This window comes from Micromonospora sp. NPDC048835, from assembly GCF_040649995.1.
Lineage (GTDB): Bacteria > Actinomycetota > Actinomycetes > Mycobacteriales > Micromonosporaceae > Micromonospora.
Genome location: NZ_JBEZGM010000015.1, coordinates 144,956 through 171,545, shown reverse-complemented (window position 1 = coordinate 171,545; position 26,590 = coordinate 144,956). Strand labels below are relative to the sequence as shown.

Annotated in this window: 23 protein-coding genes; 6 read left to right on the top strand and 17 right to left on the bottom strand. The window is 73.2% G+C overall.

Annotated features, from left to right (window positions below; all coding sequences use genetic code 11):
* Positions 1–384: 384 nt before the first annotated feature.
* The 5 genes from mptB (AB0C15_RS19940) to AB0C15_RS19920 are packed head-to-tail and all read right to left on the bottom strand — an operon-like array spanning position 385 to position 9,076.
* A complete protein-coding gene (gene mptB / locus AB0C15_RS19940; RefSeq protein WP_357353946.1) occupies positions 385–2,031 on the bottom strand; it encodes a polyprenol phosphomannose-dependent alpha 1,6 mannosyltransferase MptB in 1,647 nt (548 codons plus the stop codon).
* A 14-nt stretch (positions 2,032–2,045) separates the two neighbouring features.
* A complete protein-coding gene (gene mptB / locus AB0C15_RS19935) occupies positions 2,046–3,446 on the bottom strand; it encodes a polyprenol phosphomannose-dependent alpha 1,6 mannosyltransferase MptB (protein ID WP_357353944.1) in 1,401 nt (466 codons plus the stop codon).
* Between the two features lie 44 nt (positions 3,447–3,490).
* Positions 3,491–5,116: a hypothetical protein gene (locus tag AB0C15_RS19930; RefSeq protein ID WP_357353942.1), complete on the bottom strand. Its 1,626-nt coding sequence runs from the start codon at positions 5,114–5,116 to the stop codon at positions 3,491–3,493.
* Entirely contained in the window at positions 5,109–8,309 is a 3,201-nt protein-coding gene (locus AB0C15_RS19925) for a bifunctional [glutamine synthetase] adenylyltransferase/[glutamine synthetase]-adenylyl-L-tyrosine phosphorylase (RefSeq protein ID WP_357353940.1), read from the bottom strand. Before AB0C15_RS19925 ends, AB0C15_RS19930 begins: the two co-directional genes overlap by 8 nt.
* A complete protein-coding gene (locus AB0C15_RS19920; RefSeq protein WP_357353938.1) occupies positions 8,309–9,076 on the bottom strand; it encodes a type 1 glutamine amidotransferase in 768 nt (255 codons plus the stop codon). Before AB0C15_RS19920 ends, AB0C15_RS19925 begins: the two co-directional genes overlap by 1 nt.
* Positions 9,077–9,166: 90 nt before the next feature.
* On the opposite strand from AB0C15_RS19920, the gene AB0C15_RS19915 reads away from it, so the two are divergent.
* Positions 9,167–10,102 (top strand): LD-carboxypeptidase, encoded by a 936-nt coding sequence (locus AB0C15_RS19915; protein ID WP_357353936.1) that lies wholly within the window; start codon positions 9,167–9,169, stop codon positions 10,100–10,102.
* Between the two features lie 170 nt (positions 10,103–10,272).
* Here the strand turns inward: AB0C15_RS19915 and AB0C15_RS19910 are convergent, their stop codons facing one another.
* A complete protein-coding gene (locus AB0C15_RS19910; protein WP_357353934.1) occupies positions 10,273–11,157 on the bottom strand; it encodes a virginiamycin B lyase in 885 nt (294 codons plus the stop codon).
* 184 nt (positions 11,158–11,341) lie between these two features.
* On the opposite strand from AB0C15_RS19910, the gene AB0C15_RS19905 reads away from it, so the two are divergent.
* Positions 11,342–11,842: a hypothetical protein gene (locus AB0C15_RS19905; protein WP_357353956.1), complete on the top strand. Its 501-nt coding sequence runs from the start codon at positions 11,342–11,344 to the stop codon at positions 11,840–11,842.
* Positions 11,843–12,224: 382 nt separating this feature from the next.
* Here AB0C15_RS19905 and AB0C15_RS19900 read toward each other — a convergent pair whose 3' ends face one another.
* The 4 genes from AB0C15_RS19900 to glnA form a co-directional block, all read right to left on the bottom strand.
* Positions 12,225–12,596 carry a VOC family protein gene (locus tag AB0C15_RS19900; protein WP_357353932.1) on the bottom strand — a complete coding sequence of 124 codons (372 nt, stop codon included), beginning with the start codon at positions 12,594–12,596 and terminating at the stop codon, positions 12,225–12,227.
* Between the two features lie 124 nt (positions 12,597–12,720).
* On the bottom strand, positions 12,721–13,413 hold the full coding sequence (locus AB0C15_RS19895; RefSeq protein WP_357353930.1) for a WYL domain-containing protein: 693 nt from the start codon (positions 13,411–13,413) through the stop codon (positions 12,721–12,723).
* A gap of 135 nt (positions 13,414–13,548) precedes the next feature.
* Positions 13,549–13,974 (bottom strand): DUF350 domain-containing protein, encoded by a 426-nt coding sequence (locus AB0C15_RS19890; RefSeq protein WP_357353928.1) that lies wholly within the window; start codon positions 13,972–13,974, stop codon positions 13,549–13,551.
* Positions 13,975–14,215: 241 nt separating this feature from the next.
* Positions 14,216–15,565 carry a type I glutamate--ammonia ligase gene (gene glnA, locus AB0C15_RS19885; RefSeq protein ID WP_357353926.1) on the bottom strand — a complete coding sequence of 450 codons (1,350 nt, stop codon included), beginning with the start codon at positions 15,563–15,565 and terminating at the stop codon, positions 14,216–14,218.
* A gap of 318 nt (positions 15,566–15,883) precedes the next feature.
* Between glnA and AB0C15_RS19880 the strand changes: the two genes are divergently transcribed.
* Both AB0C15_RS19880 and panB read left to right on the top strand, forming a co-directional pair.
* On the top strand, positions 15,884–17,641 hold the full coding sequence (locus AB0C15_RS19880; RefSeq protein WP_357353924.1) for an NAD+ synthase: 1,758 nt from the start codon (positions 15,884–15,886) through the stop codon (positions 17,639–17,641).
* A 196-nt stretch (positions 17,642–17,837) separates the two neighbouring features.
* The gene (gene panB / locus AB0C15_RS19875) at positions 17,838–18,683 is read left to right on the top strand and encodes a 3-methyl-2-oxobutanoate hydroxymethyltransferase (RefSeq protein WP_357353922.1); all 846 of its coding nucleotides are present in this window, start codon (positions 17,838–17,840) and stop codon (positions 18,681–18,683) included.
* A 101-nt stretch (positions 18,684–18,784) separates the two neighbouring features.
* On the opposite strand, the gene npdG is transcribed toward panB, so the two are convergent.
* From npdG to AB0C15_RS19855, 4 genes are all read right to left on the bottom strand, one after another.
* Complete coding sequence (gene npdG / locus AB0C15_RS19870) at positions 18,785–19,483, bottom strand: NADPH-dependent F420 reductase (protein ID WP_357353920.1); 699 nt, start codon at positions 19,481–19,483, stop codon at positions 18,785–18,787.
* A 144-nt stretch (positions 19,484–19,627) separates the two neighbouring features.
* Positions 19,628–21,058, bottom strand: a complete 1,431-nt coding sequence (locus AB0C15_RS19865; RefSeq protein WP_357353918.1) for an RNB domain-containing ribonuclease — start codon at positions 21,056–21,058, stop codon at positions 19,628–19,630.
* Between the two features lie 80 nt (positions 21,059–21,138).
* A complete protein-coding gene (locus AB0C15_RS19860; RefSeq protein WP_357353916.1) occupies positions 21,139–22,050 on the bottom strand; it encodes a histone in 912 nt (303 codons plus the stop codon).
* A gap of 83 nt (positions 22,051–22,133) precedes the next feature.
* On the bottom strand, positions 22,134–22,337 hold the full coding sequence (locus tag AB0C15_RS19855; protein ID WP_130403226.1) for a hypothetical protein: 204 nt from the start codon (positions 22,335–22,337) through the stop codon (positions 22,134–22,136).
* A 238-nt stretch (positions 22,338–22,575) separates the two neighbouring features.
* Between AB0C15_RS19855 and AB0C15_RS19850 the strand changes: the two genes are divergently transcribed.
* The gene (locus AB0C15_RS19850; protein WP_357353914.1) at positions 22,576–23,778 is read left to right on the top strand and encodes a M48 family metallopeptidase; all 1,203 of its coding nucleotides are present in this window, start codon (positions 22,576–22,578) and stop codon (positions 23,776–23,778) included.
* 57 nt (positions 23,779–23,835) lie between these two features.
* Positions 23,836–24,333 carry an NUDIX domain-containing protein gene (locus AB0C15_RS19845; RefSeq protein ID WP_357353912.1) on the top strand — a complete coding sequence of 166 codons (498 nt, stop codon included), beginning with the start codon at positions 23,836–23,838 and terminating at the stop codon, positions 24,331–24,333.
* Between the two features lie 3 nt (positions 24,334–24,336).
* Here the strand turns inward: AB0C15_RS19845 and AB0C15_RS19840 are convergent, their stop codons facing one another.
* From AB0C15_RS19840 to AB0C15_RS19830, 3 genes are read right to left on the bottom strand one after another with little or no spacing between them, the layout of a single operon-like run.
* Positions 24,337–25,326, bottom strand: a complete 990-nt coding sequence (locus AB0C15_RS19840; RefSeq protein ID WP_357353910.1) for a hypothetical protein — start codon at positions 25,324–25,326, stop codon at positions 24,337–24,339.
* Positions 25,287–25,619, bottom strand: a complete 333-nt coding sequence (locus AB0C15_RS19835; RefSeq protein WP_357353908.1) for a PadR family transcriptional regulator — start codon at positions 25,617–25,619, stop codon at positions 25,287–25,289. The genes AB0C15_RS19840 and AB0C15_RS19835 overlap by 40 nt, the downstream gene beginning before the upstream one ends.
* 20 nt (positions 25,620–25,639) lie before the next feature.
* Positions 25,640–26,512 (bottom strand): AraC family transcriptional regulator, encoded by an 873-nt coding sequence (locus AB0C15_RS19830; RefSeq protein WP_357353906.1) that lies wholly within the window; start codon positions 26,510–26,512, stop codon positions 25,640–25,642.
* Between the last annotated feature and the right edge of the window lie 78 nt (positions 26,513–26,590).

Sequence of the window (26,590 nt, the reverse complement as noted above, 5' to 3'; positions counted from 1 at the left end):
CCGCGCTTTTTGTTCTTTTTTATTTTGTTTTGTTTTCTTGTCTTCGCTTCTTAGCTTCTCTATTGGGCGTTTCATCCGTGGGGGGGGGGGCTCCGCTCACCGCGGAGCCGGCCCGGCCCGTCTGTCCCCCCCGTCGACACCCCTCCCATGGCACCGCGCACCCCGTCGCGCCCTGATGCCCCGCCCACACCGTGCCCCGCCGCCCCGTGCCCACGCCATGCTCCCCCGCACTCAGGTTGGCCCCGGCCCACACGCTCGTTGGCAGGCGCAACTTCGGGGATGTTGCTGCCTCCGGCGGCCGGGAGGCAGCACCTTCCCTGTAGTTGCGCGGATCTTGGGTCCAGGACCCGCTGTGGTCCACTATGTCTCCTTCACCCCCCATGATCAGCGGGATTGGTCGTTCCTGGGCGTGGCGTGGAACGCTGGGTCGGCTGTCTTGGCAGGGGTGCGCGTCCTCCGGCGCAGGGCGCCCACGAGCACGATCAGCAGCAGGGCGGTCATCGCCAGGGCACCGGGTGCCTTCGTGGCACGAGCCAGGTTGGTGCCGTCGGGCAGGGCCAGGAAGGCCGCCGCTGCGGCGGGCAGCACGAACCACGTCGTACGGGCGCAGGTGAGCGCGAGCAGCGCCAGTGGCCAGGTGGCGTACCAGGGGTGGAAGACCGGGGACAGGACGACTGTCGCGACAAGCGCCATCGCCGCGCCGTGCAGCGCCACCCGGGACCGCGCCATCGATCCACGACCAGCCCCAGGCCACACGAGCCCCGGAAACGCGAGCCCTGGAAACGCTTGCTCCGACCACGCAACCCCAGGCAAGGCAACACCAGGCAAGGCAACCTCAGGACCCGCGCGCCCCGCACCCGCAGTGTCGTTCATGCTGCGCAGGGTCTGCCAGGCCCGCCACCAGAGCGCCACGAGCACCCCGACGAGGAGCACCAGCGCGAGAGTCCGTACGGTCGGCACCGCCTGCGGGTCCCGGCCGACCAGCGTACCGGCGTAGTCGACGACGAAGCCGACGGCGGTTGGTGGTGACGTCCACTGCTCCGAGTCGCCGCTGTGGGTCAGCCCGCCCACCCAGCCGAAGCCGAGGCCGGACACCGCGGAGGTGACGAGCAGCGCGGCCAGCAGCCCGCCGAGCAGCCAGGCGCCGTGGCGCAGCAACGCCCGTACGGTGTGGCGGCCAGGCGTCCCGGCGAGCACCGCGAACGGCACCACCACCACGGCGGTCGCCTTCACTGTGACCGCAAGCCCGAGCAGCGCTCCGGCCAGCAGCAACGCCGCCGGTCGGCCCGGTCGACGGACCGCGGTCAGCAGCCCGGGCAGCAGCAGGCCGAGCATCACGGCGTCGTTGTGCGCCCCGGCCACCAGGTGGATGCCGACCAGCGGGCCGGCCAGCGCCAGCCAGGCCGCCCGACGGGCCGGCACCCCGGCCGCCCGCGCCAGACCGGGCAGGCAGATCGCGGCCAGCAGCAACCCTGCCACGGCGATCACGCGTAGCGCCACGATGGTGCCGGTGAGCCCGCCGCCGAGGCCGACGGCGAGGGCCGCGAGCAGGACGAACACCGGCCCGTACGGTGCCGGGGTGTCCCGCCAGATCGGGGCCACCGTGTCCAGCCAGGGGCAGCCTGCCGCCGCCACGCCCACGGCGTACGGGTCGACCCCGTGCGCGTATGTCCAGCCCTGACAGGCGTACGAGTAGACGTCCCTGCTTCCCAGCGGTGGCGCGACCAGCAGCGGCAGTGCCCACAGCCCGGCGGTGACGTACGCCCAACGGGTCGACGGCGCACCCGCGCGCAGCGACCACCATGCCCCGACCAGCAGGACGGTGCCGACCAGCCAGCAGGTGAGCGTCGCCGGGCCGTCCGGGGTTCGCCAGATCGACGCGGGTGTCACGCCCAGCGGGGCGTGGGGCAGCGCCCCGCCGAGGCGTCCGGCCATGGCGAGCAGGACCGCACCGATCAGGCCCGCGTACCGGGCACCCGATGCTGCCAACGACACCGGCGGCGGGGGAACAGACGCACCGGGAGCGGTCACCGGCGCACCTTCCCTCAGTCGGCGGCGACCGGTTGACGGGCCGCCCGAGCCGACCGTACCAACCGGATGACCAGCACGATCACCAACAGCGTCATCAGTGGCGCCCCGACGGTCTTGGTGTACCGGGGCAGGCCGGTGCCGTCGGGCAGCACCAGGAAGGACGCGACAAGTGCGACCACGGTGAACCATCGGGTCCGCTGCGCGGTGGCCGCCAGCACGAAGAGCGGCCAGGTCCAGTACCAGGGGTGTACGACGGGGGCGAGCGCGACGGTGAGGGCGAGCGCGAGGCCGGCGTAGTAGAGCGGGTCGCGGGTGCGGGCCCGCCACCAGAGCCAGACGAGCAGGACTGCCAGGACGACCACGGCGATCCCGCGGGTGACCGGCAACGCGTCGATGTGGCCGCCGAACAGTGCCGCGACGTAGCCGACCGTCTGCCCGACGGCTGTCGGCGGGGACGTCCAGGCGATGGCGGCGCCACCCTGCGACAGCCCGCCGACCCAGCCGAAGTCCAGCCCACCGGCGAAGGTCACGCCGACCACCGTGGCGACCGCGCCGCCGACCACCCAGCCGCCGTCGCGGATCAGCGTTCTGATCCGGTACGGCCCGACGGTCGCGGCAAGCGCGGCGAACGGCACCACCACCACGGCGGTCACCTTGATCGCGACGGCGACTCCGAGGAGCAGGCCGCCGACCAGCAGCATTGTGCGCCGACCCGGGTGCGCCGCCACCACGGCCAGCCCACCGACAAGCGCGGCCAGCATCAGCACGTCGTTGTGGGGGCCACCGACCAGGTGCGCGGCGACCAGCGGAGATCCCAACGCCAGCCACACCGCCCGCTTCGGCGGCACACCGGCCCGGCGCGCCAGCACCGGTAGGGCCCACGCGGTGAGGAGCACGCCGACGAGCGACAGCGCGCGGAACACCACGATGCTCGCGGTCAGCGAACCGGTGGCCTTCACCACGGCGCCCGCGATGAGCACGAACAGCGGCCCGTACGGTGCCGGGGTGTCGCGCCAGATGACCGAGACCGTGTCCAGCCAGGGGCAGGGCAGTGCGGAGACGCCCTGCTCGTACGGGCTGATGCCACCGACGAAGCTGGCGCCCTGACAGGCGTACGCGTACACGTCCCGGCTGCCGAAGGGTGGTGCGACCAGCAACGGCAGCAGCCACAGCCCGACGGTGACCAGGGCCCACCGCGTCGAGGGCCCACCGTCGCGCAGCGCCCACCAGGCGTACGCCATCAGGCCGGTGCCGACCAACCAGGCGGCGAGGATCAGCGGGCCGTGCGGCCCCTGCCAGATGCTGACCGGGGTGCTGCGCAGAGGGCCGCCGGGGAACGCTCCGCCCAGGAAGGCGGCGAGCGCGAGCAGCATCGAGCCGGCGAGGCCGGTCCAGCGCGCGAGGTGGGAAGGCACGCCGGACATGCTGCCAGCAACACGGCGGGGCACCGACGGCACGGTCAGCAGTGCCGGGCCGGTGTCAGCGCACTGGAGACCGTGTAGTCACCGGCGGCACGGACCCGCACCTCGGTCCACCCGTCCGCGCCGGGTCGCAGGCAGCCGTCCGGGCCGTTCAGGGTGAGCCAGCGTGACCAGCGCACCCGCACGGGCACGTCCCCCGGTGTGGCGGTCAGCCGGACCGCGTCGCGCCCGGCGGCGACGAGTTGGCCCGGGGCACCGACGAGCGGGGCCGGGTCGACCACGGCGTACATCCGCCAGGTCCTGTCGCTCCAGACCTCCCGCAGGTACGGCAGGCCGCCGCGGATGAGCGCGGCCTCGTCGCGCCCCCACCTGTCGGCGGGCGCGTCCGGGGCGAGCACCACGTAGGTCACCGCCTCGTGCCGTAACCACTGCTCGTACGTCTGCGCGCTGAGGCTGCCGTCGTAGAACAGCGCGTTGCGGTCGCTGTCGACCTGGCGTTCCCAGCCCCGGGCCAGCGGCACGGTCGGCGGCAGGTACGCGGACTCCCAGTGGTCGCGCAGCGGCACCACCTCGACCCTCCCGGCTGGCTGCCGGCGGTCCAGTTCGGCGACGAGCGGTTGATGGAAGCGCGCAACGCTCTCCGGCGCTCCGGCCCGGGTCACGTCGCTGAGCATCACCGGCGACTGCCACCACACGGTCGCGGCGAGCAGGCCGGCCAGCCACGGCCCCGGCAACGCGGCGTACCCGGCCAGCACGGGCAGGGCGAACAGCATCGGCAGTCGGAGCGCGTTGGACCCGATCGGGCTGGGCACGTAGTACGCCCCGACCAGGAGCAGCACGGTGAGCGCCGCGCCGATGCGCAGCACCCGGCGGCGACGTGGCAGCACGACCGCCACCAGCACCGCGAGTGCGACGTTGATGCGCATCGACTCGGCCGAGTACGGCTGGGTGCCGCCGTTGCCGAAGCCGATCGCGATCGGGGCGAGCGTGACGGCGGGCGCCACGGCCAGCACGAACCCCTCGGCCAGCGGTCGCTCGGCCCGCCAGCCTCCGGGCAGCGGGCGGCCCGGGCCGTCGCCGGTGCGCAGGGCGGCCAGCAGCAACGCCGCGCCGGCCAGTCCGGTGAACAGGCCGGCGACCGGGCTGGCCGCGGTCGCCAGGGCCGCGCAGCCGGCGGCGAGCGTCAACCGGAGCCAGCGTGGTGGGCGTTCAGCGCTCACCGCGCAGAGCGCCAGCAGCCCGAACGCCAGCCCGACCGCGAAGGTGATCCGACCGCTGGCCAGGTTGCCGACAAGCACCACCGCGCCGAGGACGCCGGCCAGCAGCGGCCGGCGGGCCCGGTTGCGGGTGAACAACCACCCAAGCGCGGCCGCGCCGACCACGGCGGCGACCGCCCCGAGCGGACGCACCCCGATCAGCGCGCCCCAAGTGGCGGTGAAGAGGCTGTAGCCGTACTGGTTGACGCCGCCGTACCAGCCGAAGTCGACGGGCGCGGCCCCGTACCGCTCGGCGAACCCGGCACGGGCGACCTGCGCGGCGAGGTCGGTGCCCATCGGTGGTGCGAGGAGGAACGCGACGGCGAGCACCACCGCGACCCCGGTCGCGGCCAGCGCGCCGGTGCCCGCGATGCGCCGCCCGGCGGGGCGCGGCGGGGCGTCAGGCATCGAGGACCCGTTCGGCCGCGGCGCGGGAGCGGCGGGCGGTGCGCAGGTACTCGTCGAGGAACTCCCCCGGGTCGTCGCGGCCGAGCAGCCCGGCCACGCCGGCCAACTCCACCCCGTGCCGGGGCAACTGGTCGCCGGCCCGACCCCGGACCAGCATCAGCGCGTTGCGGACCTGCGCGGCCAGGGCCCAACCGGCGGCCATCTCCGCGGCGTCCGTCGGGTCGACCAGGCCGGCCCGCTCGGCCGCCGCGAGAGCGTCGAGGGTACGCGTGCCGCGCAGCTCAGGGATCGCGCCGGCGTGCCGGAGCTGGACGAGCTGCACCGCCCACTCCACGTCGGCGAGCCCTCCGCGACCCAGCTTGGTGTGGGTGGCCGGGTCGGCTCCCCGGGGCAGCCGCTCGTTCTCCACCCGGGCCTTGATCCGCCGGATCTCCACGACCTGCTCGCGGGTCAGCCCATCAGCCGGGTAGCGCACCGGCTCGATCATCGCCTCGAACTCGGCGCCCAGGTCGGCATCGCCGCAGACGAACCGGGCGCGCAGCAGTGCCTGCGCCTCCCACACCCGCGACCAGCGGGCGTAGTACGCGGCGTACGCGGCGAGGCTGCGGACCAGCGGACCCTGGCGGCCCTCCGGCCGCAGGTCGGCGTCGACGCCGAGCGGCGGGTCCGGGGCCGGCACCCCGAGCAGTCGGCGCAACTCCTCGGCGACGGCGTGCGCGGCGGCGCTGGCAGCGCTCTCGCTGCTGCCCGCCGGCGGGTCGTAGACGAAGAGCACGTCGGCATCGGAGAGGTAGTTCGACTCGTACCCGCCGAGCCGACCCATGCCGATCACCGCGAACCGCAGCCCCTCCGGTGCGGGCTGGCTGGCCTGGGCGGCCCGCAACGCGGCGGCCAGGGTGGCGTCGGTGACATCGGCGAGCGCCGTCCCGACCGCGGTGATGTCGGACAGCCCGGGGGCCGGCCGGGTCGCGCTGTCCGATCGGGCCGCGCTGTCCGATCGGGCCGCGCTGTCCGATCGGGCCGCGCTGTCCGGCCGGGCCGCGCTGTCCGGCCGGGTCGGGCTGGGCGCGAGCGCACCCGCCCGGCAGAGCACGTCGGCGCAGGCCACCCGGACCAGCTCGCGACGGCGCAGAGCGCGCACCGCGCTTGTCGCCTCGACCGCATCGGGGTGCCGGGCCGCCGCCGCGAGGAACCCCTCCCGGAGCACCTCCGGCGCGCGTGGCGCCAGCTCGTTCTCCTCGGCCAGCAGCCGCAGCGCCTCCGGCTCGCGGGCCAGCAGGTCGGCGACGTACCGGGACAGCGCGAGGACCCGGGCCAGCCGCCGGGCCACCGGGCCGCCGTCGCGCAGCAGCCGCAGATACCAGGGGGTGCTGCCCAGCTTGTCGGAGACCTTCCGATAGTTGAGCAGCCCCCGATCCGGCTCCGGCGCGTCGGCGAACTCGCTGAGCAGCACCGGCAGCAGGGTGCGCTGGATGGCCGCCGTGCGGCTCACCCCGCCGGTGAGCGCCTGGAGGTGGCGCAACGCCCCGGCCGGGTCGGCGAAGCCGAGGATCTCCAGGCGGTTCCTGGCCGCCTCCGGGGTGAGTCGCAGCCCGTCGGCCGGCACCCGGGCCACCGACTCCAGCAGCGGCCGGTAGAGCAGTTTGGCGTGCAGTCGGCGTACCTCGGTGGCGTGGGTGACCCACTCGGCCCGGAAGCTCTCCACGGCGCTGCGCCCCGGCGCGGCCGTGAAACCCAGCGCGGCGGCGAGCCAGCGCAGCGCGCCCGGCTCGGCGGGCACGGTGTGCGTACGACGCAGGCCCTGCAGTTGCAGCCGGTGTTCGACGCTGCGCAGGAAGCGGTAGCCGCGCAACAGGGCCTCACCGTCGGCCCGTCCGACGTAGCCGCCGGCGACCAGCGCGCGCAACGCCGGGATGGTGCCGGGCGCGCGAAGCGTCTCGTCACCGCGACCGTGTACGAGTTGCAGCAACTGGACGGCGAACTCGATGTCGCGCAGCCCACCCGGACCGCGCTTGATCTCGCGCTCCAACTCCTTGGGCGGAATGTGGTCGATGATCCGGCGACGCATCGCGCGCACGTCCTCGACCGCCTCGGGGCGCTCGGCCGCCCGCCAGACCAGCGACGCGAGCTGGTCGATCCACTCCTGGGCCAGCGGCAGGTCTCCGGCGGCCGGGCGGGCCTTGAGCAGCGCCTGGAACTCCCAGGTGCGCGCCCACCGCCGGTAGTAGGCCAGGTGGCTGGCGAGGGTCCGGACCAGCGGGCCACGGCTGCCCTCGGGGCGCAACGCGGCGTCCACCGGCCAGGCCACCAGACCGCAGATGGAGATCAGTCGGGTCGCCACCAGGGTCGCGGCGGACAGGTCGGAATCCTCCGCCGCGACGAAGATGACGTCCACGTCGGAGACGTAGTTCAGCTCGCCGCCGCCGCACTTGCCCATCGCCACGACCGCGAGCCGGGGCCGCTCGGTGCCCTCCGGCAACTCCGCGACCGCTGTCTCGTACGCGGCGGACAGCGTCGCGTCGGCCAACGCGGAGAGCGCGGCCATCGTCTGCTCCAGGCCACGACCGCCGGTCAGGTCGGCCGCCGCGATCCGCAACAGCGCCAACCGGTACGCGGTCCGCAGCGCCGCCACCGGGTTGCCGCCGTCGATCGACTCCAGCCGCCCCTCGGCGGGCGGGGCGAGCCCGTCCGGGGCGGTCCGCAGCGCCCGGTAGTGCTCGGGGTGGGCGACCAGATGGTCACCGAGCGCCGCCGACGCACCGAGCACCGCGATCAGCCGCCGCCGCAGCCCGGGATCCTTGTGCACCTCCGCGAGCAGCGGCGACTCGGCACCGCCGTCGGCGGCGCGGCCCCCGGTGCCGCCGTCGGCGGCGCGGCCCCCGGTGCCGCCGTCCGTGGCGCGGCCCTCGGCACTGCCGTCCTCGGCACGGCTCCCGGCGCCGCCGTCGGTGGTGCGGCCCTCGGCTTCGACGATGCGGTGCAACTGGCGCAGCGCCAGGTCCGGGTCGGCGGCCCGGGACAGCGCGGCGAGCAACTCCGCGGCGGCCTCGTCGACCGGCTCCTGCTCGACCGGCCGCCACAGCCGCAGCCCCGCCGGGCCGAGCAGGTCCGCGGCGCGTGCGCCACCATCGCCTTCGGCGGTGCCGAAGCCGTACCGGGCGAGTCGGCCCGGTGCCCTGGTCGGCCGGCTCATCAGTGCCCGAGCAACGGCAGGCCGCGCCGCGCCGTGCTGTCGTCCAACTCGCCGAGGGCCAGCGCGGCGAACCGGGCGGCGAACGGCTGCCAGACCTCCTCGACGTCGGCCAGCACCGAGGAGCAGGCCGCGACCACCAGCTCCGGGTCGTAGCCCAGCTCGGCGAGTTCGGCCGAGTCGGTGGCCCAGTCGGCGATCATCGCGGCGTCACACTCGATGTGGAACTGCAACCCCCACGCCCGGTCACCGAGGCGGAACGCCTGGTGCGGATAGCGGGTGGACGCGGCCAGCAGGGTGGCCCCCCTGGGCAGCTCGGTGATCTCGTCGGAGTGCCACTGGAGCACATCCGGGATCAACGGTACGTAGCGGAACAACGGGTCACCCTCGGCGGCGTCGCGCCGCCCGACCACGCCGGGGCCGATCTCCGGCCCGGACGGGCTGCGCTCCACCGACCCGGCGTGCGCGGTGGCGAGCAACTGCGCGCCCAGGCAGACGGCCAATGTCGGCACCCGGTGTCGGACCGCCTTACGCAGCAGGCCCTCCACGGCGGGAAACCACTGTGCACCGGGCGAGCCGTCCGGCAACGGGTACGCCTGTTGGTCGCCGCCAAGCACCACGAGCGCCGCGTACCCCTCCAGGTCGGCGGGGAGTTCGTCGCCCGCGTGCGGGCGCACCACCCACAGCTCCAGCCCCGCCTCGGTCAGCCACTCGCCCAGCCGGCGGGCGTCGTCCGTCGGGTCGTTCTCGATCACCAGCGCGGTTGCCACCCGTCGAGGCTAGCCGGTACGCCGCGTCGTGCCACGCCCCACCACAGAGCCGCGTGCCCGTGCTGGTGGAGGTGGTTAGGCTCTGCGGTTGTGATCAGCGAGGCCCCCACCACCGTTCGCCCGCCCGTGCTGCGCCCGGGTGACACCGTGCTGCTGGTGTCGCCGTCCGGACCGACCTCGCCGGAGCGGGTGGCGCGGGGCATGGAACTGCTCACCGGCTGGGGTCTGCGCCCGGTGCCCGCGCCGAACGCGTACGCCCGCCACGGCTACCTCGCCGGCACCGACGACCTGCGCGCCGCCGACCTGAACGCGGCCTTCGCCGACCCAGAGGTTCGCGGCGTGATCTGCACCCGGGGCGGCTACGGCGTCCAACGGATCGTGGACGCCATCGACATGGCCGCCGTCCGCCGTGACCCGAAGGTGGTGGCCGGCTTCTCGGACATCACCGCGTTGCAGTTCGCCCTCTGGCGGGGCGCCCGGCTGGCCGGGGTGCACGGACCCGGCGCCGCCTGGCGCGACGAGCGGACACCGCTGCGCTCCGCCGAGTCCCTGCACGCGGCGCTGATGACGACCGAACCGGTGTCGATCGCCGCGGTCCCCACCGAGGAGACCTTCGGCGTACGCGTACCGGGTCGCGCCACCGGCACCCTGCTCGGCGGCAACCTGTGCATGATCGCCGCGTCGATCGGCACACCGGACCTGCCCGACCTGACCGGCGCGGTGCTGTTGATCGAGGACGTGCAGGAGCCCCCGTACAAGGTCGACAGGATGCTCACCCACCTCCGCCGGGCCGGCGCGTTGGATGGGCTGGCGGGGGTGGCGGTCGGGCAGTTCACCAACTGCGGCGACGGCTGGGACACCACGATCGTCGACGTCCTCACCGAACGCCTCGGCGACCTGGGCGTACCGGTGCTCGGCGGCCTGCCCATCGGCCACGGCCCCAACCAGCTAACCGTCCCGGTCGGCACGGAGGCCACCCTCGACACCACCACCGCCACCCTCACCACAACCCCCGCAGTCCACTAACCCTCCCCCCCACCCCACCCCCACCCCACCCCACCCACCCCACCCCCACCTCTGGTGATCAAGGGGTTTGCGTCAAGTTGGGGCCGAATCCTGACGCAAATCTCTTGATCAACAGGGGCAGGAGGGGGTGAGGACGGGTGGTTGGGGTGGAGGGTCAGGTGGGTGGAGGGTCAGGTGGGTGGGGTTAGGTGGGCTGTTGCGCCGATCTCCAGGGCGGCCCAGATGCCGGTGGGGGTACGGGCGATGCCGTGCGGTTCGGCGTTGGGGGTGGGTAGGGCGTAGCCCTCGATCCGTCCGGTGGGATCGACGTGACCGATCCGGTTGGCACCCCACTCGGTGAACCACGCGCCGCCCTCCGGGTCGGCCACGATCGCGTGCGGACGGGCCGCCCGATCCGGCAACGGGATCTCGACGATCTTGCCATCCGGGTCGATCCGACCGAGCTGGCCGGCGGCGATCTCCACGAACCAGATGACGCCGTCGTCGCCGAGTGCGAGGCCGACCGGCCCCGCCTGCGCGGTGGGCAACGGATACAGCGTCACGGTGCCGTCGAGGTCGATCCGGCCGATCGCGTTCGCCTGGTTGAGGGTGAACCAGAGAGCCTGATCCGCGCCGGCAGTGATCATCGAGGGGAATCCGCCGGTCACCGGCAGCGGGAACGCGCTGTGGGTGCCGTCGGTCTCCACCCGACCGATCGTGTCGGAGGTCATCCCGGCGTACCACAGCGCCCCGTCGGGCCCGGCCGCGATCCCACCCGGCCCGGTGCCAGCCGGCAGTGCGATGGCGCGCTGCTCGCCGTGGATGGTGATCCGCCCGATCCGGTCGTCGCCCGACCGGGTGAACCAGAGCGCCCCGTCCGGCCCGGCCGTGATGATCAAAGGGCGGCCACCCGCGGGTTCCAGCGGGTAGGTCCGGACCTCGCCGTCGGGCGACAGACGGGCGATCCCGCCGGCATGGGCCAGCGTCAGCCACAGCGCGCCGTCCGGCCCGAGCGTGATGCCGTACGGCCCGGAGCCCGGCCCGCCGAGCGAAACCTCCCGAATGTCGGCCGTCATGCCGCGGTGTCCTTCCCTCGGTGAAACGCCCACTCTGACCGCCCCATTACCGACGACACAATCGGTTTCGGCGGTCCCGGCGCCGATTATCAGCTCGCTGACAGGGTCACCACGGCTTCCGCCCAGGCTGCCCGGTCACTGTCGGTCACGACAGCGCACCATGACCGAACCTCTGGAGGACAGCATGTCCCGCACCATCCGCAGGAAGGACCTGCTGGCCGGTCTGGCCACCGCCGGCGTCCTCGGCGTCGGGATCGCAGCCCCGACGATCGCATTCGCCGCTGACACACCCACGCCGGCTCCGAACACCAGCGCCGCCCCGGCTTCCGACGCGGCCCCGGGTACGGCTCCCGACGCGAAGGTCGACCGGCAGGGCAAGTTCGCCGAGGCGCTCGCCAAGGAGTTGGGTGTGCCCACCGACAAGGTGACCGCCGCCCTGGAGAAGATCCGCGAACAGCACCGGCCGACCGACCGCCCGCAGCGGCCCTCCGCCGAGGACCGGCAGGCCGCGCTCAAGCAGCGCCTGGACCAGGCGGTCAAGGACGGCAAGCTCACCCAGGAGCAGGCTGACGCCATCATCAAGGCCGTCGAGGCCGGCGTCTTCCCCGGGCCGGGCGGCCACCGTGGCCCGGGCGGCCCGCACGGTCCGGGTGGCCAGCACGGCGAAGGTACGCCCGGCAAGTGATCCAATCGGCCGGAGCCGACAGTGCACTGACCGGCCCCCGGGCCTTCAGTCACTGACCGGCTCGGGCCCCCAGCCACCGAGGGCCCGAGCCGGCCTTGGTGAACCACGGGCGGCCCCGGTCCGCCTGCCGGCACCTGCCCCACCTGGCACGTTGCGACTTGATCCGCTCGGCTTCCGTGAAGTCGGGGTATCCGACGTGCTCGGATACCCCGACTTCCTGAAAACGGAGTTGATCATCGGGCTCCGGGTTCGGCCACGGCAGGGACGGGCCACGGCAGGCCAGGCCACGGCAGGGACGGGCCACGGCAGGCCAGGCCACGGCAGGGACGGGCCACGGCAGGCCAGGCCACGGCAGGGACGGACCTGGAAAGGGCCGTCAGCCCTACTGGGCCGGGGACGTGAACACGCCCAGGTGGTTGCCGGCGGGGTCGATCAGGTGGGCCAGCGTGAGCCCGGTCGGCGTGGTCCGCGCCGGCACCAGCACCCGGCCGCCGGCCGCCTCGGCCTGCCGGCAGGTGTCCGCGACGTCGCTGACCTCGGCGTAGAAGATCGCATAGTTCGGCGACGTCCCGTCGGTCGCCCGGATTCCTCCGCCGATCCCGGTCTCGCCACCGGCGCCGGTCACCCGGTAGGAGCCGCCGTCGGCCGTGCCCTCCTCTGCGAAGGTCCAGCCGAACAGGTCGCCGTAGAAGCGCTCCGTCTCCTTCGGTCGATCGGTGCCGATCTCGAACCACGTGATGGGCGTCGCGGACATCTGTTGCCTCCAGGGTCTTCCGCGCCGGCCGTTCGGCCGTCGTCCTGGGCAGTCTTGAGGGCGTCCGCGACACCGTCCTGTCGGTGTTTCCGATCAACCAACGGAGTGGGGCACCGGCCGGCGCTCAGACCAGGCTCAGCGGGCGGACCCGTTCGTGCGGGATGTCGAGGTCGTCCGGGCGCAGCTCGCGAACCACCACCTCGGGCAGCGCCTGGACGCTCCCGATCCGGTCGGTGCGGAAGCAGCGCAGCTCGTCGCGCAGCCGGCACCAGGCCAGCAGGTACCAATGTCGGGAGTTGCCAAGGTAGCCGAGTGGCTCGACGTCACGGATCGAGTCGACGCCGGCGCGGTCCGCGTACCGAATGCGCAGCACCTGCCCCGCGGCGACCGCGTCGGCGACGATGGCCGGGACGGGTGTGGCTGGCCCGTCACCGACCAGGTGCACCCGGCCGGCGAGGCGGTGGGCCTCGGCGGCGTCGGCGGCCGGCAGCACCGCCACCAGCTTGCGCAGCGCGGTGGCGGCCGGGCCGGCGAACGGTGTACCGGCGAGCCGGTGCAGCGCCACGGCCATCGCCACGGCCTCGGCGGCGGTCAGGTTGACCGGTGGCAGGGTGCGGGAGCGGTCCAGGACGTAGCCGCCGGTGCGCCCGGCCTCGGCCCAGATCGGCACCCCGGCCTCCTGCAAGGCGCCGAGGTCCCGTTCGATGGTCCGGCTGCTCACCTCGAAGCGGGCGGCCAGCCAGCGGGCGCTGCGCGGGCGTGGTGACACCGCCCGCAGCTCCTCGACCAGCGCGTAGAGGCGATCGGTGCGGTTCACACCCGGCACGCTACGACCGAGGTACGACACCCGCGGGCGACCGCCCACCGACGTGCGCGCCCGCGAACGCCAGCGCCTCGACTGAGCGGCATCACAAGAGCCACCCCACACGGGTCCGCACACGAGCGGGCCGCCTCAGGCGATGCAGGCGCAGACGATGAGTGCGGCCCCGAAATGGGTGGCGGCGCTGACCCGGGCGGCCGGGTGCGGCTCGGGCGAGCAGATGACCTCGCCGAGCTTGCCGGGGGTGAGCAGGTCCAGCACCACGAAGGCCAGCGCCATGATCGCCAGCCCGAGCAGCCCGAAGACCACCGTGGAGGCGAGGCCCTTCCCGAAGTCGCTGTAGCTGGTCAGGATCGCGGTGAAGACGATCCCGGCGATGCCGAGCTGGTTGGCGGCGAGCAGCAACCCCGCGTTGGTGTTGCGCTCTACCCAGATCAGGTCGCGTAGCCGGCCCGGGGTGAGCAGGTCGACGAGCCCGAACCCGGCGGCCATGAGCCCGACGCCCACGATCCCGAACACGACGCTCTGCCAGGCACCGCTGAGCAGATCCTCCAGCACCGACTGCCTCCCGACTCTCCGGCCGGAGGGGTACCGGCGCGGTGATCGAGACGATAGCGGCAGCGCGCAACGGCGTCAGCCCCGCGCCCAGGGCCTGTTTCACAGGAACTGGCCAGTCTGCGGCGGGCCCGAACGACGACCGGCGGCGTTGCGGCGGGGTCCGGATACAACACCGGTATCCGAAACCCACCGCGCCTTGCCGGTTCGCCGCCTCGGCTCGACCGCCCTGAGGAAACAGGCCCTACAGCGCCAGGTAGCGCTGCCGCTCGTACGGGGTGACCTCGCGGCGGTACTGCTCCCACTCGGCCCGCTTGTTGCGCAGGAAGAAGTCGAAGACGTGCTCGCCGAGCACCTCCGCGACCAGCTCGGAGCCGGCCATCACGTCGATCGCCTCGGCGAGGTTCTCCGGGAGTGCCTCGTAGCCCATGGCGCGCCGCTCCGCGCTCGTCAACGACCAGACGTCGTCCTCGGCGCCCGGCGGCAGCTCGTACCCCTCCTCGATGCCCTTCAGGCCGGCGCCGAGCAGCACCGCGAAGGCGAGGTACGGGTTGGTCGCCGAGTCCAGCGAGCGGACCTCGACCCGGGCCGAGTTGGGCTTGCCGTACGCGGGCACCCGGACCAGCGCGGACCGGTTGAGGTGACCCCAGCAGACGTACGCCGGGCTCTCGGTGATCCGGTCGGGGAGGTGCTGCGGGAAGAGCCGCTTGTACGAGTTGACCCACTGGTTGGTGACGGCCGTGTATTCGCGGGCGTGCACCAGCAGGCCGGCGATGAACGACTTCGCCACCTTGGACAGCTTCATCGGGTCGCCACTGTCGTGGAAGGCGTTGCGCTCCCCTTCGAACAGCGACAGGTGGGTGTGCATGCCGCTGCCCGGCTGGTCGGTGAACGGCTTGGGCATGAAGCTTGCCTGCACGCCGGTGGAGAGCGCGACCTCCTTGACCACGTGCCGGAAGGTCATGATGTTGTCGGCGGTGGTCAGGGCGTCGGCGTAGCGCAGGTCGATCTCCTGCTGGCCGGGCGCGACCTCGTGGTGGCTGAACTCCACCGAGATGCCGATGCGCTCCAGCGCCAGCACACCCTGGCGGCGGAAGTCGCGGGCCACGGCGTGGGTGGTGTGCTCGAAGTAGCCGCCGGTGTCGACCGGGGTGGGCACCGAGCCGTCCTGCGGGCCGTTCTCCAGCAGGAAGAACTCGATCTCCGGGTGGGTGTAGAAGGTGAAGCCCTTCTCGGCGGCCCTGGACAGCGCGCGGCGCAGCACGTGCCGGGGGTCGGCCCAGGACGGGCCGCCGTCGGGCAGCAGGATGTCGCAGAACATCCGGGCGCTTTCGCCGCTGACGCCGCCCTCGAAGGGGAAGACCTGGAAGGTGGTCGGGTCGGGCATGGCCACCATGTCCGATTCGAAGACCCGGGCGAAGCCCTCGATGGCCGAGCCGTCGAAGCCGATGCCCTCCTCGAAGGCCGCCTCCAGCTCGGCGGGTGCCACCGAAACGCTCTTGAGCGTGCCCAGAACGTCGGTGAACCACAGCCGGACGAACCGGATGTCCCGCTCTTCAAGCGTGCGGAGGACGAACTCCTGCTGACGGTCCACTTCCCCAACCCCTCGCGACACTCTTTGTCCGCCTTGGTCGGGCTGCACCCGACCTGATCGCCCAGTGTTCCCGGGCCTGGTTACGCAGACGTTACGCGAACTGCCGCCGGCCGTCCCCTCGTGTCCCGCCGGACGAGCGCGGGCCCCACCCCTGCCGCCACGACGGCCGAACCACCACCGACGGCCGAGCGGCCACCGACGGCCGCCACGACGGCCGAGCACCTGCCGCCGCGGCCTCGCGGTGCCCGTCGCGGCGGGTGGCGGCCATCTCGTCCGAGGGTACGGATGGTCGCGGCGAGGCTGGGGCAAGATGAAGGCATGCCCACCCTGCGTCTCGCCCTGTCCCAGGTCAACCCGAGCGTCGGCGACCTCGCCGGAAACGCCGATCTGGTTCGCAGCTGGACCCGCCAGGCCGCTGACGCCGGCGCCCAGTTGGTGCTCTTCCCGGAGATGATGCTCACCGGTTACCCGGTCGAGGACCTGGTCTTCAGGCGTTCCTTCGTCGCCGCGTCCCAGGCCGCCGTGGAGCGGCTGGCCGCCGATCTGGCCGCCGACGGTCTCGGCGAGGTGCCGGTCGTGGTCGGCTACCTGGACGCCGACGGGCCGCCGCAGGTCAGCGGGGACGCCGAGCCGGGCCGGGGGGCCCGCAACGCAGCCGCCCTGCTGCACCGGGGTGTGGTGGCCGCCCGCTACTTCAAGCACCACCTGCCCAACTACGGCGTCTTCGACGAGGACCGGTACTTCGTCTCCGGCGACGAGCTGACCGTGGTGCGGATCGGCGGCGTGGACGTCGCGCTGACCATCTGCGAGGACCTGTGGCAGGCCGGGGGTCCGTTCGCGGCCGCCCGCCGGGCCGGGGTCGGTCTGGTCGTCAACATCAACGGCTCGCCGTACGAGCTGAACAAGGACGACGTCCGGCTGCCGCTGGTCCGCCGCCGGGCCGCCGAGGCGGGCGCCACCATCGCGTACGTCAACATGACCGGCGGTCAGGACGAGCTGGTCTTCGAGGGCGACTCGATGATCGTCGCCGCCGACGGTGAGCTGCTCACCCGGGCCCCGCAGTTCGTGGAGCACCTGCTCGTGCACGACGTGGAGTTGCCGGCCGCCGCCACCCCGCCGTCCACCGAGACGCTTGCCGACGGCATGCGGATCGTGCACAGCACGCTTGACGGCATTCCGCCTGCGCCGTCCGGCCCGGCTGCCACCGGCGGGTTGATCGAGCCGGTGGCCGACGAGGCCGAGGTGTGGCAGGCGCTGGTGCTGGGTCTGCGCGACTACGTCAACAAGAACCGGTTCCCGTCGGTGGTGCTCGGTCTCTCCGGCGGCATCGACTCGGCGGTGGTGGCCGCGCTCGCCGTCGACGCGCTGGGCCCGGACCGGGTGGTCGGGGTGTCGCTGCCCAGCCAGCACTCCTCGGAGCACTCCCGGGAGGACGCCGCCGACCTGGCCAAGCGCACCGGGCTGGACTACCGGGTCGAGCCGATCCAGCCGATGGTCGACGGTTTCCTGGCGAACCTGTCGCTGTCCGGCGTGGCGGTGGAGAACCTCCAGGCCCGGGTTCGTGGCGTGATCCTCATGGCGCTTTCGAACCAGGAGGGCCACCTGGTGCTGACCACCGGCAACAAGAGCGAGCTGGCGGTCGGCTACTCCACCCTGTACGGCGACTCGGTGGGCGGCTTCAACCCGGTGAAGGACGTCTGGAAGACGCTCATCTGGCGGCTCGCGAAGTGGCGCAACCGGGACGCGGCCCGGCGCGGTGAGACCGCCCCGATCCCGGAGAACTCGATCGGTAAGCCGCCGAGCGCCGAGCTGAGCCCGGGCCAGCTCGACAGTGACAGCCTGCCCGACTACGACGTCCTGGACCCGATCCTGATCGGCTACGTCGACGGCGACCTCGGCCGGGACGGCCTCGTCGAGTCGGGTCACGACCCGGCGATCGTGGACAAGGTGCTGCGGCTGGTGGATACCGCCGAGTACAAGCGACGGCAGTCGGCGCCGGGCACGAAGATCTCCATGAAGGCGTTCGGTCGGGACCGCCGTCTGCCGATCACCAATCGGTGGCGCGAGCACGGCTGAGCCGTACCCCCGGGGGTGCCGGGTCGGTGAGACGGCCCGGCGCCGCCGCGCGGTGACCTCACGGCGGGGACGCCGCGGCCCGGCTCGGGGTGGAGTGACATCTTGCACTGGGCCCTGCCGTCGGCCCGTCTCGCGGTGCGACGATCGCGACAGAACCCGGGGACCGCGCAGGCGGCCTCGAGGAAGGGAGACGAAGATGGTGGAGTCCACTCCGAACGAGGTGACCGCGTTGTACGGCGGCCCGGCCACCCGACGGGTCCGCACCCGCGACCTGATGGCCGCCAAGGAGCGCGGCGAGCGGTGGCCGATGCTCACCTCGTACGACCAGTACACGGCGTCGATCTTCGACCAGGCCGGTGTGCCGGTGCTGCTGGTCGGCGACTCGGCGGCGAACAACGTGTTCGGCTACGAGACGACCCTGCCGATCACCGCCGACGAGTTGCTTCCGCTGGTCCGGGCCGTGGTGCGGGCGACCCGGCAGGCACTGATCGTGGGTGACCTGCCGTTCGGCTCGTACGAGGAGGGGCCGGCGCAGGCGCTGCGCACCGCCGTCCGATTCATGAAGGAGGGCGGCTGTCACGCGGTGAAGTTGGAGGGTGGCCGTCGTAACGCCGCGCAGATCGCGGCGATCGTCGGCGCGGGCATCCCGGTGATGGCGCACATCGGCTTCACCCCGCAGAGCGAGCACACCCTGGGCGGCTACCGCGTGCAGGGCCGGGGCGACGCCGCCGACGAGGTCCTCGCCGACGCGCGGGCGGTGACCGAGGCGGGCGCGTTCGCGGTGGTGCTGGAGATGGTGCCCGGTGAGGTGGCCAAGCGGATCACCCACGAGCTGCCGATCCCGACGGTGGGCATCGGGGCGGGCCCGGACACCGACGCGCAGGTGCTGGTCTGGCAGGACATGGCCGGGCTGCGGACCGGCAAGGCCCCGCGCTTCGTCAAGCGGTACGCGGACCTGGCCGGTGCCCTCACCGACGCCACCCGACGGTTCGCCGATGAGGTGCGTGGCGGCGAGTTCCCGGCCGCTGAGCACACCTTCTAGCACCGGGCCTGACGTGATCCACTCGGATTGATCGACATCGCGGTGTCCCGGTGCTCGGGACACCGCGATGTCATGAATTCGGCGTGGATCACGCAGCCTGGTCAGAGGTCGGTGACGCGGATGCCGGCGTGTGCCTTGTAGCGCTTGTTGATGGCGATCAGGTTGGCGGTGAACGCCTCGATCTGGTGGGCGTTACGCAACCGGCCGGCGTAGATGCCCCGCATGCCGGGGATCCGCGCGGCGAGCGCGCCCACGACGTCGACAAGCTCGCGGTCCTCGGTGCAGATCAGCACGTCCAGATCGATCCGGTCGACCTCGGGGTCGGCCAGCAGCGGAGCACTGACGTGGTTGAACGCGGCGCAGACCCGGGAGTCGGGGAGCAACGCGGCGGCCTGCTGCACGGCGCTGCCCTCGGCGACGGTGAGCGCGTACGGGCCCTGCTTGTCGAAGCCGAGCGGGTTGACGCAGTCGACGACGATGCGGCCGGCGAGGGGCTCGGCGAGGGCGGCGACGGTGGCGGCGTGCCCGTCCCACGGCACCGCGATGATCACCACGTCGCTGCGTCGGGCCACCTCGTCGTTCGCCGCCCCGGTGACGCTGCCGCCGGCCGGCACCCCGGGCAGGGCGGCGATCTCGGCCGCGGACTCGGCGGCCCGCTCCGCCGACCGGGACCCGATCAGCACCGTCTGGCCGGCCCGCGCGAACCGGTAGGCGAGCCCCCGCCCCTGGTCGCCGGTGCCGCCGATGATGCCGACCGTCAGCCCGGACACGTCGGGCAGCGTGCTCGCGTCGTATGCCATGGCCTCATCCTCGCAAACCGCCCGGTCGGTCAGCAGCGCCGAGCGCTGTGAGAATCCCCGCTGCCGCCGACGACCACGCCGGGGCGGACGCGCCGACGAGGACCCGGTCCGGGCCGACCGCCCGGCCCGGCCGGCGGCGTCCGGTCAGGCCAGCTCGAACAGGACGGTACGGGCCGCCGGGTCGGCGGTGACCAGACGGACCCGAACCCGTTCGCCGAGCGGCAGTTGGCCGAGGCAGCGGGCGCGCACCGGCGGGGCGTCGAGCGCGACGGTGCCACCTGGCGGTCGGGGCCGGGACTTGCCGTTGGGTGGGGCGTCGACGTCGAGGACGGCCGCGTCGAAGGTCTCGCCCACCCGTTGTTCGAGCACCGCCGCCTCGGCCAGCTCGACGGCGCCACGAGCGGCCGCCGAGGCGACCCGGTCGGTGCTCGCCATCACCTCGGGCAGCCGGGGCAGCGCCGCGCGGGCCCAGTCGGGCACCTCCCGGCCCGCGTGCAGGGCCAGGCAGACCTCGGTGGCGTACCTGTCGGCCAGCCGCCGCAACGGTGCCGTCACGTGGGCGTACGCGGCCGCCACCCCACCGTGTTGCGGCTGCTCCGGCACCTCCCCGTCGAAGGCGGTGTACGCGGCACCGCGCATCAGCTCGGCCGCCTGGTCGATGAACGCGGCGGCACGCGGCTGGGCGGCGTCCAGACCGGCGATGACCTGACCGGGGCCCACGTCTTCCGGCCAGTCGACGCCGAGCGGCGCGGCGGCGGCCCGCAGCCGCTGCACCGCCTCCGGCTTGGGCGCGGGCATCGTCCGCAGCAGGCCGATCCGGCCGGCCAGCATGATGTCGGCGGCGGCCATCCCGGTCAGCAGGGAGATCTGGGCGTTGTGCTCCTCCATCGGCGCCGGCGCGCGCAGCACCAGCCGCCAACCGTCACCGTCGGGCTCCAGGTCCTGTTCGGGAAGCGGCAGGTTGATGGCACCGCGCCGCAACCCACGCGCGGTCAGCCGATCGCCGATCTCGGGCAGCAGCGCGATCGGCTCGGGTAGCCGCCCGGCGTCGGCGGCCGCCTGCACCCCGGTGTAGTCGAGCTTGGCGCGGCTGCGGACGAGGGCGCGTTCCAGCTCGACGGCCACGGTGCCGCCGTCGGCGTCCAGGTCGATGGTCCAGAGCACCGCGGCCCGGTCGTCGTCGGGCAGCAGGCTGGCGGCACCCTCGCTGAGGGTGTGCGGGTGCAGCGGCACGTTTCCGTCGGGCAGGTAGATGGTCTGCCCCCGCCGCCAGGTCTCCGCCTCCAACGCGCCACCCGGGGTGACGTGCGCGGCGACGTCGGCGATCGCGTAACGCACCCGGTAACCCCCACCCGGGCGGCGGGCGAGGTGCATCGCCTGGTCCAGGTCCCGTGAGCTGGCGGGGTCGACGGTGACGAACGGTATGTCGGTGCGGTCGACGGGCGGCTGCGGCGGTGCCGCAGCAGCCTCGTCGGCCTCACGTTGGGCGTCGGCCGGAAACTCCTCGGGCAGGCCGAGTTCGCGGCGCAACGCGCCGAAGTCGATGCGGGGCGCGAGTACGCGTCGAATGACCACGGGTCAATCCTGACAGCGCCACGGGTGATCCGCTTCCGGTGACCGGCCGGGAAATCCACCCGGCGAGGGCGGCCCCGCGGTCAGCCGGTCGCCTTCCGAGCGGCGCTGCGCGCACCCCTCGGGGCGGTGGCCCGGGCGGCGACCGGACGGGCCGGCGACTTGCGGGCGGTCACCTTGCGAGCCGGCGCCTTGGCCGTGACGGTCTTCTTCGCCGGGGCCTTCTTCGCCGCCGCCGCGCGGGCGGTGGTCGACGAGGTGCCCGTCACCTTCGCGGCCGGAGCCTTCTTGGCCGGGGCCTTGCGCGCGCCGCCGCTGGGGCGGGTGGACGCGGTCTTCTTGGCCGGGGCCTTCTTGGCGGCGACCTTCTTCGTCGCCGTCCTCTTGACGGCGGACGCCTTGGTGGCGGCCTTCCGCGCCGGCGCCTTCGCCGCGGTAGCGGCCTTCCGCGCCGGCGCCTTCGCCGCGGTGGCGGTCTTGCGGGCCGGCGCCTTCGCCGCGGTAACGGTCTTGCGCGCCGTCGAGGCGGTGGTCTTCTTCGCGGCGCTCGTGGTCTTCTTCGCAGTAGCCGTGGTCTTCTTCGCCGCGGTGGTCTTCTTCGCCGGCGCGGTGCTCGTGCGCGTCGACGGCCGCGTCGCGGCGGCCGTGGAGGTGCGCGACGCGGGGGCCCGCTTCGCGGCGACCGTCGTCGTGCGGGTGGTGGTCTTCTTCGCCGGTGCCTTCTTGGCCGTCGTGGCCCGGCCCGTCGTGGTGGCCTTGGTCGTGGCCTTCTTCGCGGGGGCCTTCTTCGCCGCCGCGGTGGTCTTCTTGGCCGGGGCGCGGCCCGCCCCGCCGGCAGCCTTGCGGGCCGGGGCCTTCGCCGCCGTCGCACCGGCGGTGGACTTGCGGACGGGGGTGGTCCGGCTCGCCGCCGTGTTGCGCTCCGCCGCGGCGGTCTTCTTCGCGGTGGTGCGTCGGGCGGCCGGGCGCTTGGTGGCCTGCTGTGCTTCGGCCATCGTGGTTCCCTCCTCGGGGGACGTGCTCTCGCGTGCGTCCTCGCGGAGCACGTAATGCCTCGGCGCGAGCCGTCCCGCGCCGCCTATCTGTCCTCCCCAGCCCAACGGGCGTCCTCGGCATCCCACGCCTCGTTCCGCTCCTGCACTCGTTGCAGGGCGTTCTCCGCGTCGGCCGCCGAGTCGTACGGGCCGAGAACGTGCTTCGCCGGACACACGTTGGCGTCCGTCTCGACCCGGTGATGCCGGGTGCACCAGTAGAACTGCCCACCACGTCCGCTGTCGCTCATGGGAATCACTGTGCACCGCGAACCGGCCGGCCGCCACCGGATCGCACAAGTCGCCGACGATCTCCACAGTAGATATGCATCGCGTCCGTCGGGCCGGAACGCGGAAATACGGCCAGACAGACAGTCGGTTCCCGGACAGTCCGGGGCTGAGGCATGATCTGCGCTCGTGATCACATCGGTGACCGGCACGGGGGCGTGCCCAGGGTGTCAGGCGACAACGGCATCGGTACGAGACGCGGTGCCGTGGTGTCCCGTCTGCGAGTGGAATCTGGACGTCTACGACCCGGCACGACGCCAACGCGAGTTCGGGTGGAGTTGGGTCGATCGGTGGACCTACCGGCTGGCGTTCCGGGCGACCAGGCGGCAGTTCACCCAACTGGTCGGGCGACCGTTGGGAACCAACGGGTCCGGAGCCGCTCGGATGCTCACCGCGGCAGCCTCGTTGCTCCTGATCGCCGCGGTGCTCGTGTTGGCGGTGGTCGGCGGATGGCTGATCGTGGCGTTTCCGTTTCCCAATCTGGCGGTCGTGCCGGGTGTGGCGATGGTCGGTCTCGCGATCGCGTTGCGGCCCCGGTTCGGTCGCCTCGACCCGGATCTGGAGGTGCTGAGCCGCGAGCGGGCACCGGAGCTGTTCGGCCTGATCGAGGAGGTGGCCACGGCGATCGGGGCGCCGGTGCCGGACGTGGTGGGCGTGGACGGCGCCATCAACGCGTACGCCGGAGCGGTCGGGTTGCGGCGGCGCAAGGTGCTCTGTCTCGGGCTGCCGTTGTGGGGCTCACTGACCGCCGGCGAGCAGGTGGCGTTGCTCGGGCACGAACTCGGTCACTTCGTCAATGGGGACCCCCGTCGTGGCCTGCTCACCCAGCCTGCGTTCACCATGCTCGGCTCGGCCGCCGACCTGTTCCGGCCGGTGCGCACCACCGTCGGCGGCGGGCTGGTGGAGATGGTGGGCGACGCGCTGGGTCGGGCGTTCCAGTGGGTGATGTCCCGGGTGCTGTTCGTCGCGTACCTGCTGCTGGTGAGCGTGGCGCTGCGAGACAGCCAGCGCGCCGAGTACCTCGCCGACGAACTGGCCGCGCGGGTGGCCGGCTCGACTGCGGCGACCAATATGCTCGACGCGTTTGTCGGCGCCGAGTCGATCGCCTTGGTGGTGCGCCGCGAGACCCAGGCGGGACACGGCCCGGACCGGTGGCGCTCGGCGCTGGCCGCCGCCCGAGCCTCTGGCGCCGACCGGCTGCCGCTGCTGCGCCAACTGTCGGTCCGCGACGAGGCGTCGCTGTTCGCCGCCCACCCGCCGACCGGACTACGCCGCCAGATGCTCGCCGGCCGACCCTGGCAGGACCCCTCGGTGGTCCTCACCGAGGCCCGTATGGAGCGGATCGACGCCGAACTCGGCAAGGAGTACGACCGCTTCCGCCGTACCGTCAGCTGGTCGGGCTGACGCCCGACGGGGACGCTTGACGGCGTTGGCCGGTGGGTCGCGATCTATGATCGCCGAATGGCGACACCGGACTACATCGTGGGGTTGCGCAAGCACGTCGGTCACGACCTGCTCTGGCTGCCGAGTGTCAGCGCGGTGGTCCGCAACGACGCCGGTGAGCTGCTGCTCGGCCAGCGCGCCGACGACGGGCGCTGGTCGGTGATCAGCGGTTTCGTCGAGCCGGGCGAGCAACCGGCCACCGCGCTGGTCCGCGAGGTGCGTGAGGAGACCGGCCTGGAGGTCGCGCCGGTGCGGATGTCCAGCGCCGTCTCGCACCCGCACACGTACCCGAACGGGGACCGCTGCGAGTACCTGAACCTGGGGTTCCTGTGCCGGCTGGTGGGCGGCACCGCCCGGGTCAACGACGACGAGTCGCTGGACGTGCGGTGGTTTCCGCTGGACCGGCTGCCCGAGTTGGACAAGCACGCCCTGCTGGTCATCGCGTACGCGTTGCGCGAGAACCGGTTGTCCGGCTACCTGGAGCCGGGCACGACGTTTGACGACGTACCCGACTGAGGTTCACGCCGGGGTGGGCGCGACGGCGACCGGCGCGGCGGGGGCCGACCGGGCCGCCCGGATGGTGTAGGCGAGCGCGTACGGCATGCAGGCCAGGTAGAGCATGGGCTCGATCAGCACCCGGTTGGTGATCAGGAAGATCTCCCAGTCGATCGGTCGGGGCAGGCCGAAGTTCCAGTCCGTCCAGCAGGCGAAAATCCACACCGGCGCGGAGATCGGGTCGACGCGCTCCCGTGCGTCGATGGTCGGCCCCACGCCGACTGCGGTCGGGTACGCGTCGACGATGGCGAGGATCACCGCGAGGTCCGCGGCGACGAGCGCGCCGAGCACGCCTACCCACCAGGCGGCGCGGAGGCGGCCCCGGGCGGCGAGGCTCGCCGCGGCCCAGAGCGCGAGGGTCAGGCCGGCCAACCAGAGCAACAGACCGGGTACGGCGCCGGCCAGGCTCTCCGGGCTGGTGATGCGCACGAACAGGATGACCGCCACACCGATGGGGAGCACCACGCCGAGCGTTGTGCGCAGCGGGCTGTCGAGGGCGTTGTGCCGGGCCCAGCGGGCAGCGAACGCCGCCAGCACCACCCCCAGCACGACGATGAACGCTGTCCAGATCGGCTTCTGCGCCCGTTCCGCCCAGCTTGCCCGGAACATCAACCAGTTGTAGATGGAGAACATCGCCCACCCGCCGAGGGCCACGATCCCGACGCAGGCGAGGGGGGACAGCAGCACCGCCGCGGCGGTCCGGCCGACCCGACCGCGCATCAGGGCGCGGTCGACGATCGGGGCGCCGGCCCGGCTGACGGCCAGACTCAGCGCGAAGCCCAGCACCTTCGTCCGGCGACCGCTCTCGGCGAGGACGTGCAGCTCAGCGGCCCACTCGCGGCGCAGGTCGTCGCGCACCCCGGCCGGCCACCGACGCGCGGCCAACCCCAACAGCAGCTCGGCGGCCCGGCGGGTCACCACGTCGGGGCCCCGGTGGGCTCGGTGCCGCCCCACGTTGGACGACTGTCGGGTATCGAGGCCCGCAGGTCGGCGAGCGCCTTTCGGGCCTGCGTCACGCCCTCGGCGGTGAGCCGGTAGTAGCGGCGGGCCGGCCGACCGGCCGCGACGGGATCGATCGCCTCCCAGTCGGCGGCCAGCCAGCCGGCCCCCTGCAACCGGTGCAGCACCGGGTAGAGGGTGCCGCTGGGCAGGCCGGTCAATCGCATCAGATCGAGCCCGTAGCGCTGCTCGTCGGGCTCGGCGAGCAGCGCCGCGAGCACCTTCGCGACCGGAATCGTCATCCGCATCCGGCCACTGTATCGGAACTCTACATAGGGGTGGGTACCCGTTCGACCGGGATCCACAGCTCGGCGTCCGCCTCGGTGCCGTCCGCCGACACCCGGACCCGGGAGATCTCCGGTCCGGGTCGGCTGCGGTACGGGTTGGACGGAAACCACTGGGTGAACACGTCGCGCCACAGGTACTGCACCGCCTGCGGGAACGCACCGGAGGTGCTGAACACCGCCCACGACCCGGCCTGCACCGGCAGCGCGTCCAGACCCTCCGGCGGTACGGCGCTCGTCACCACGCCGTGCCAGTAGTCCAGTTCGCTGCCCTCCTGCCGGGTGTCGGCGAGGTTGTCGCTGACGTTGACGATCCCCTTCGGCTCCTGATCGGAGAGCGCCTCGATCCGCCCGGTCGTCTCCCGGTCGATGCTCTTGATGAACGCGACGATCGCCGGGTTCATGCCCTCGTGCACCAGCGGCACCCGGGCCCTGCGCCCCACCAGCGCGAACGCGTCCTTGTCGACGATCCGGTACTCCATGCTGCCGCTCCCTTCCACGGTGAGTCGGAAGGACATCCGGGGCTGGGCGCGCAACGCTGCCCCCGTACGCCGGGCAACTCCTGGCCCCACGCCGTGCACGGCGTGGAACGCCCGCGCGAACGCCTCCGCGGAGCCGTAGCCGTGCCGCACCGCGACGTCGAGCAACGTCCGCTCCCCCGCCAGCACGTCCGCGCCGGCGACGGTGAGCCGACGCCGACGGATGTACTCCGACAGCGGCATTCCGGCCAGCGCGGAGAACAGCCGCCGGAAGTGGTACTCCGACGTCAGCGCGATCCGCGCCAACTCGGCCACCTCGATCTTCTGGTCGAGGTGCCGCTCGATGTACGCCATGGCCTCGTTGAGCCGATCCAGCACCCGGGTCTCCTTCCCTTACGAGCAGCAACGCTAGGCGGCAGGGTCGGTGGCCCACCCGACATCCGGTGCCCGCATCGG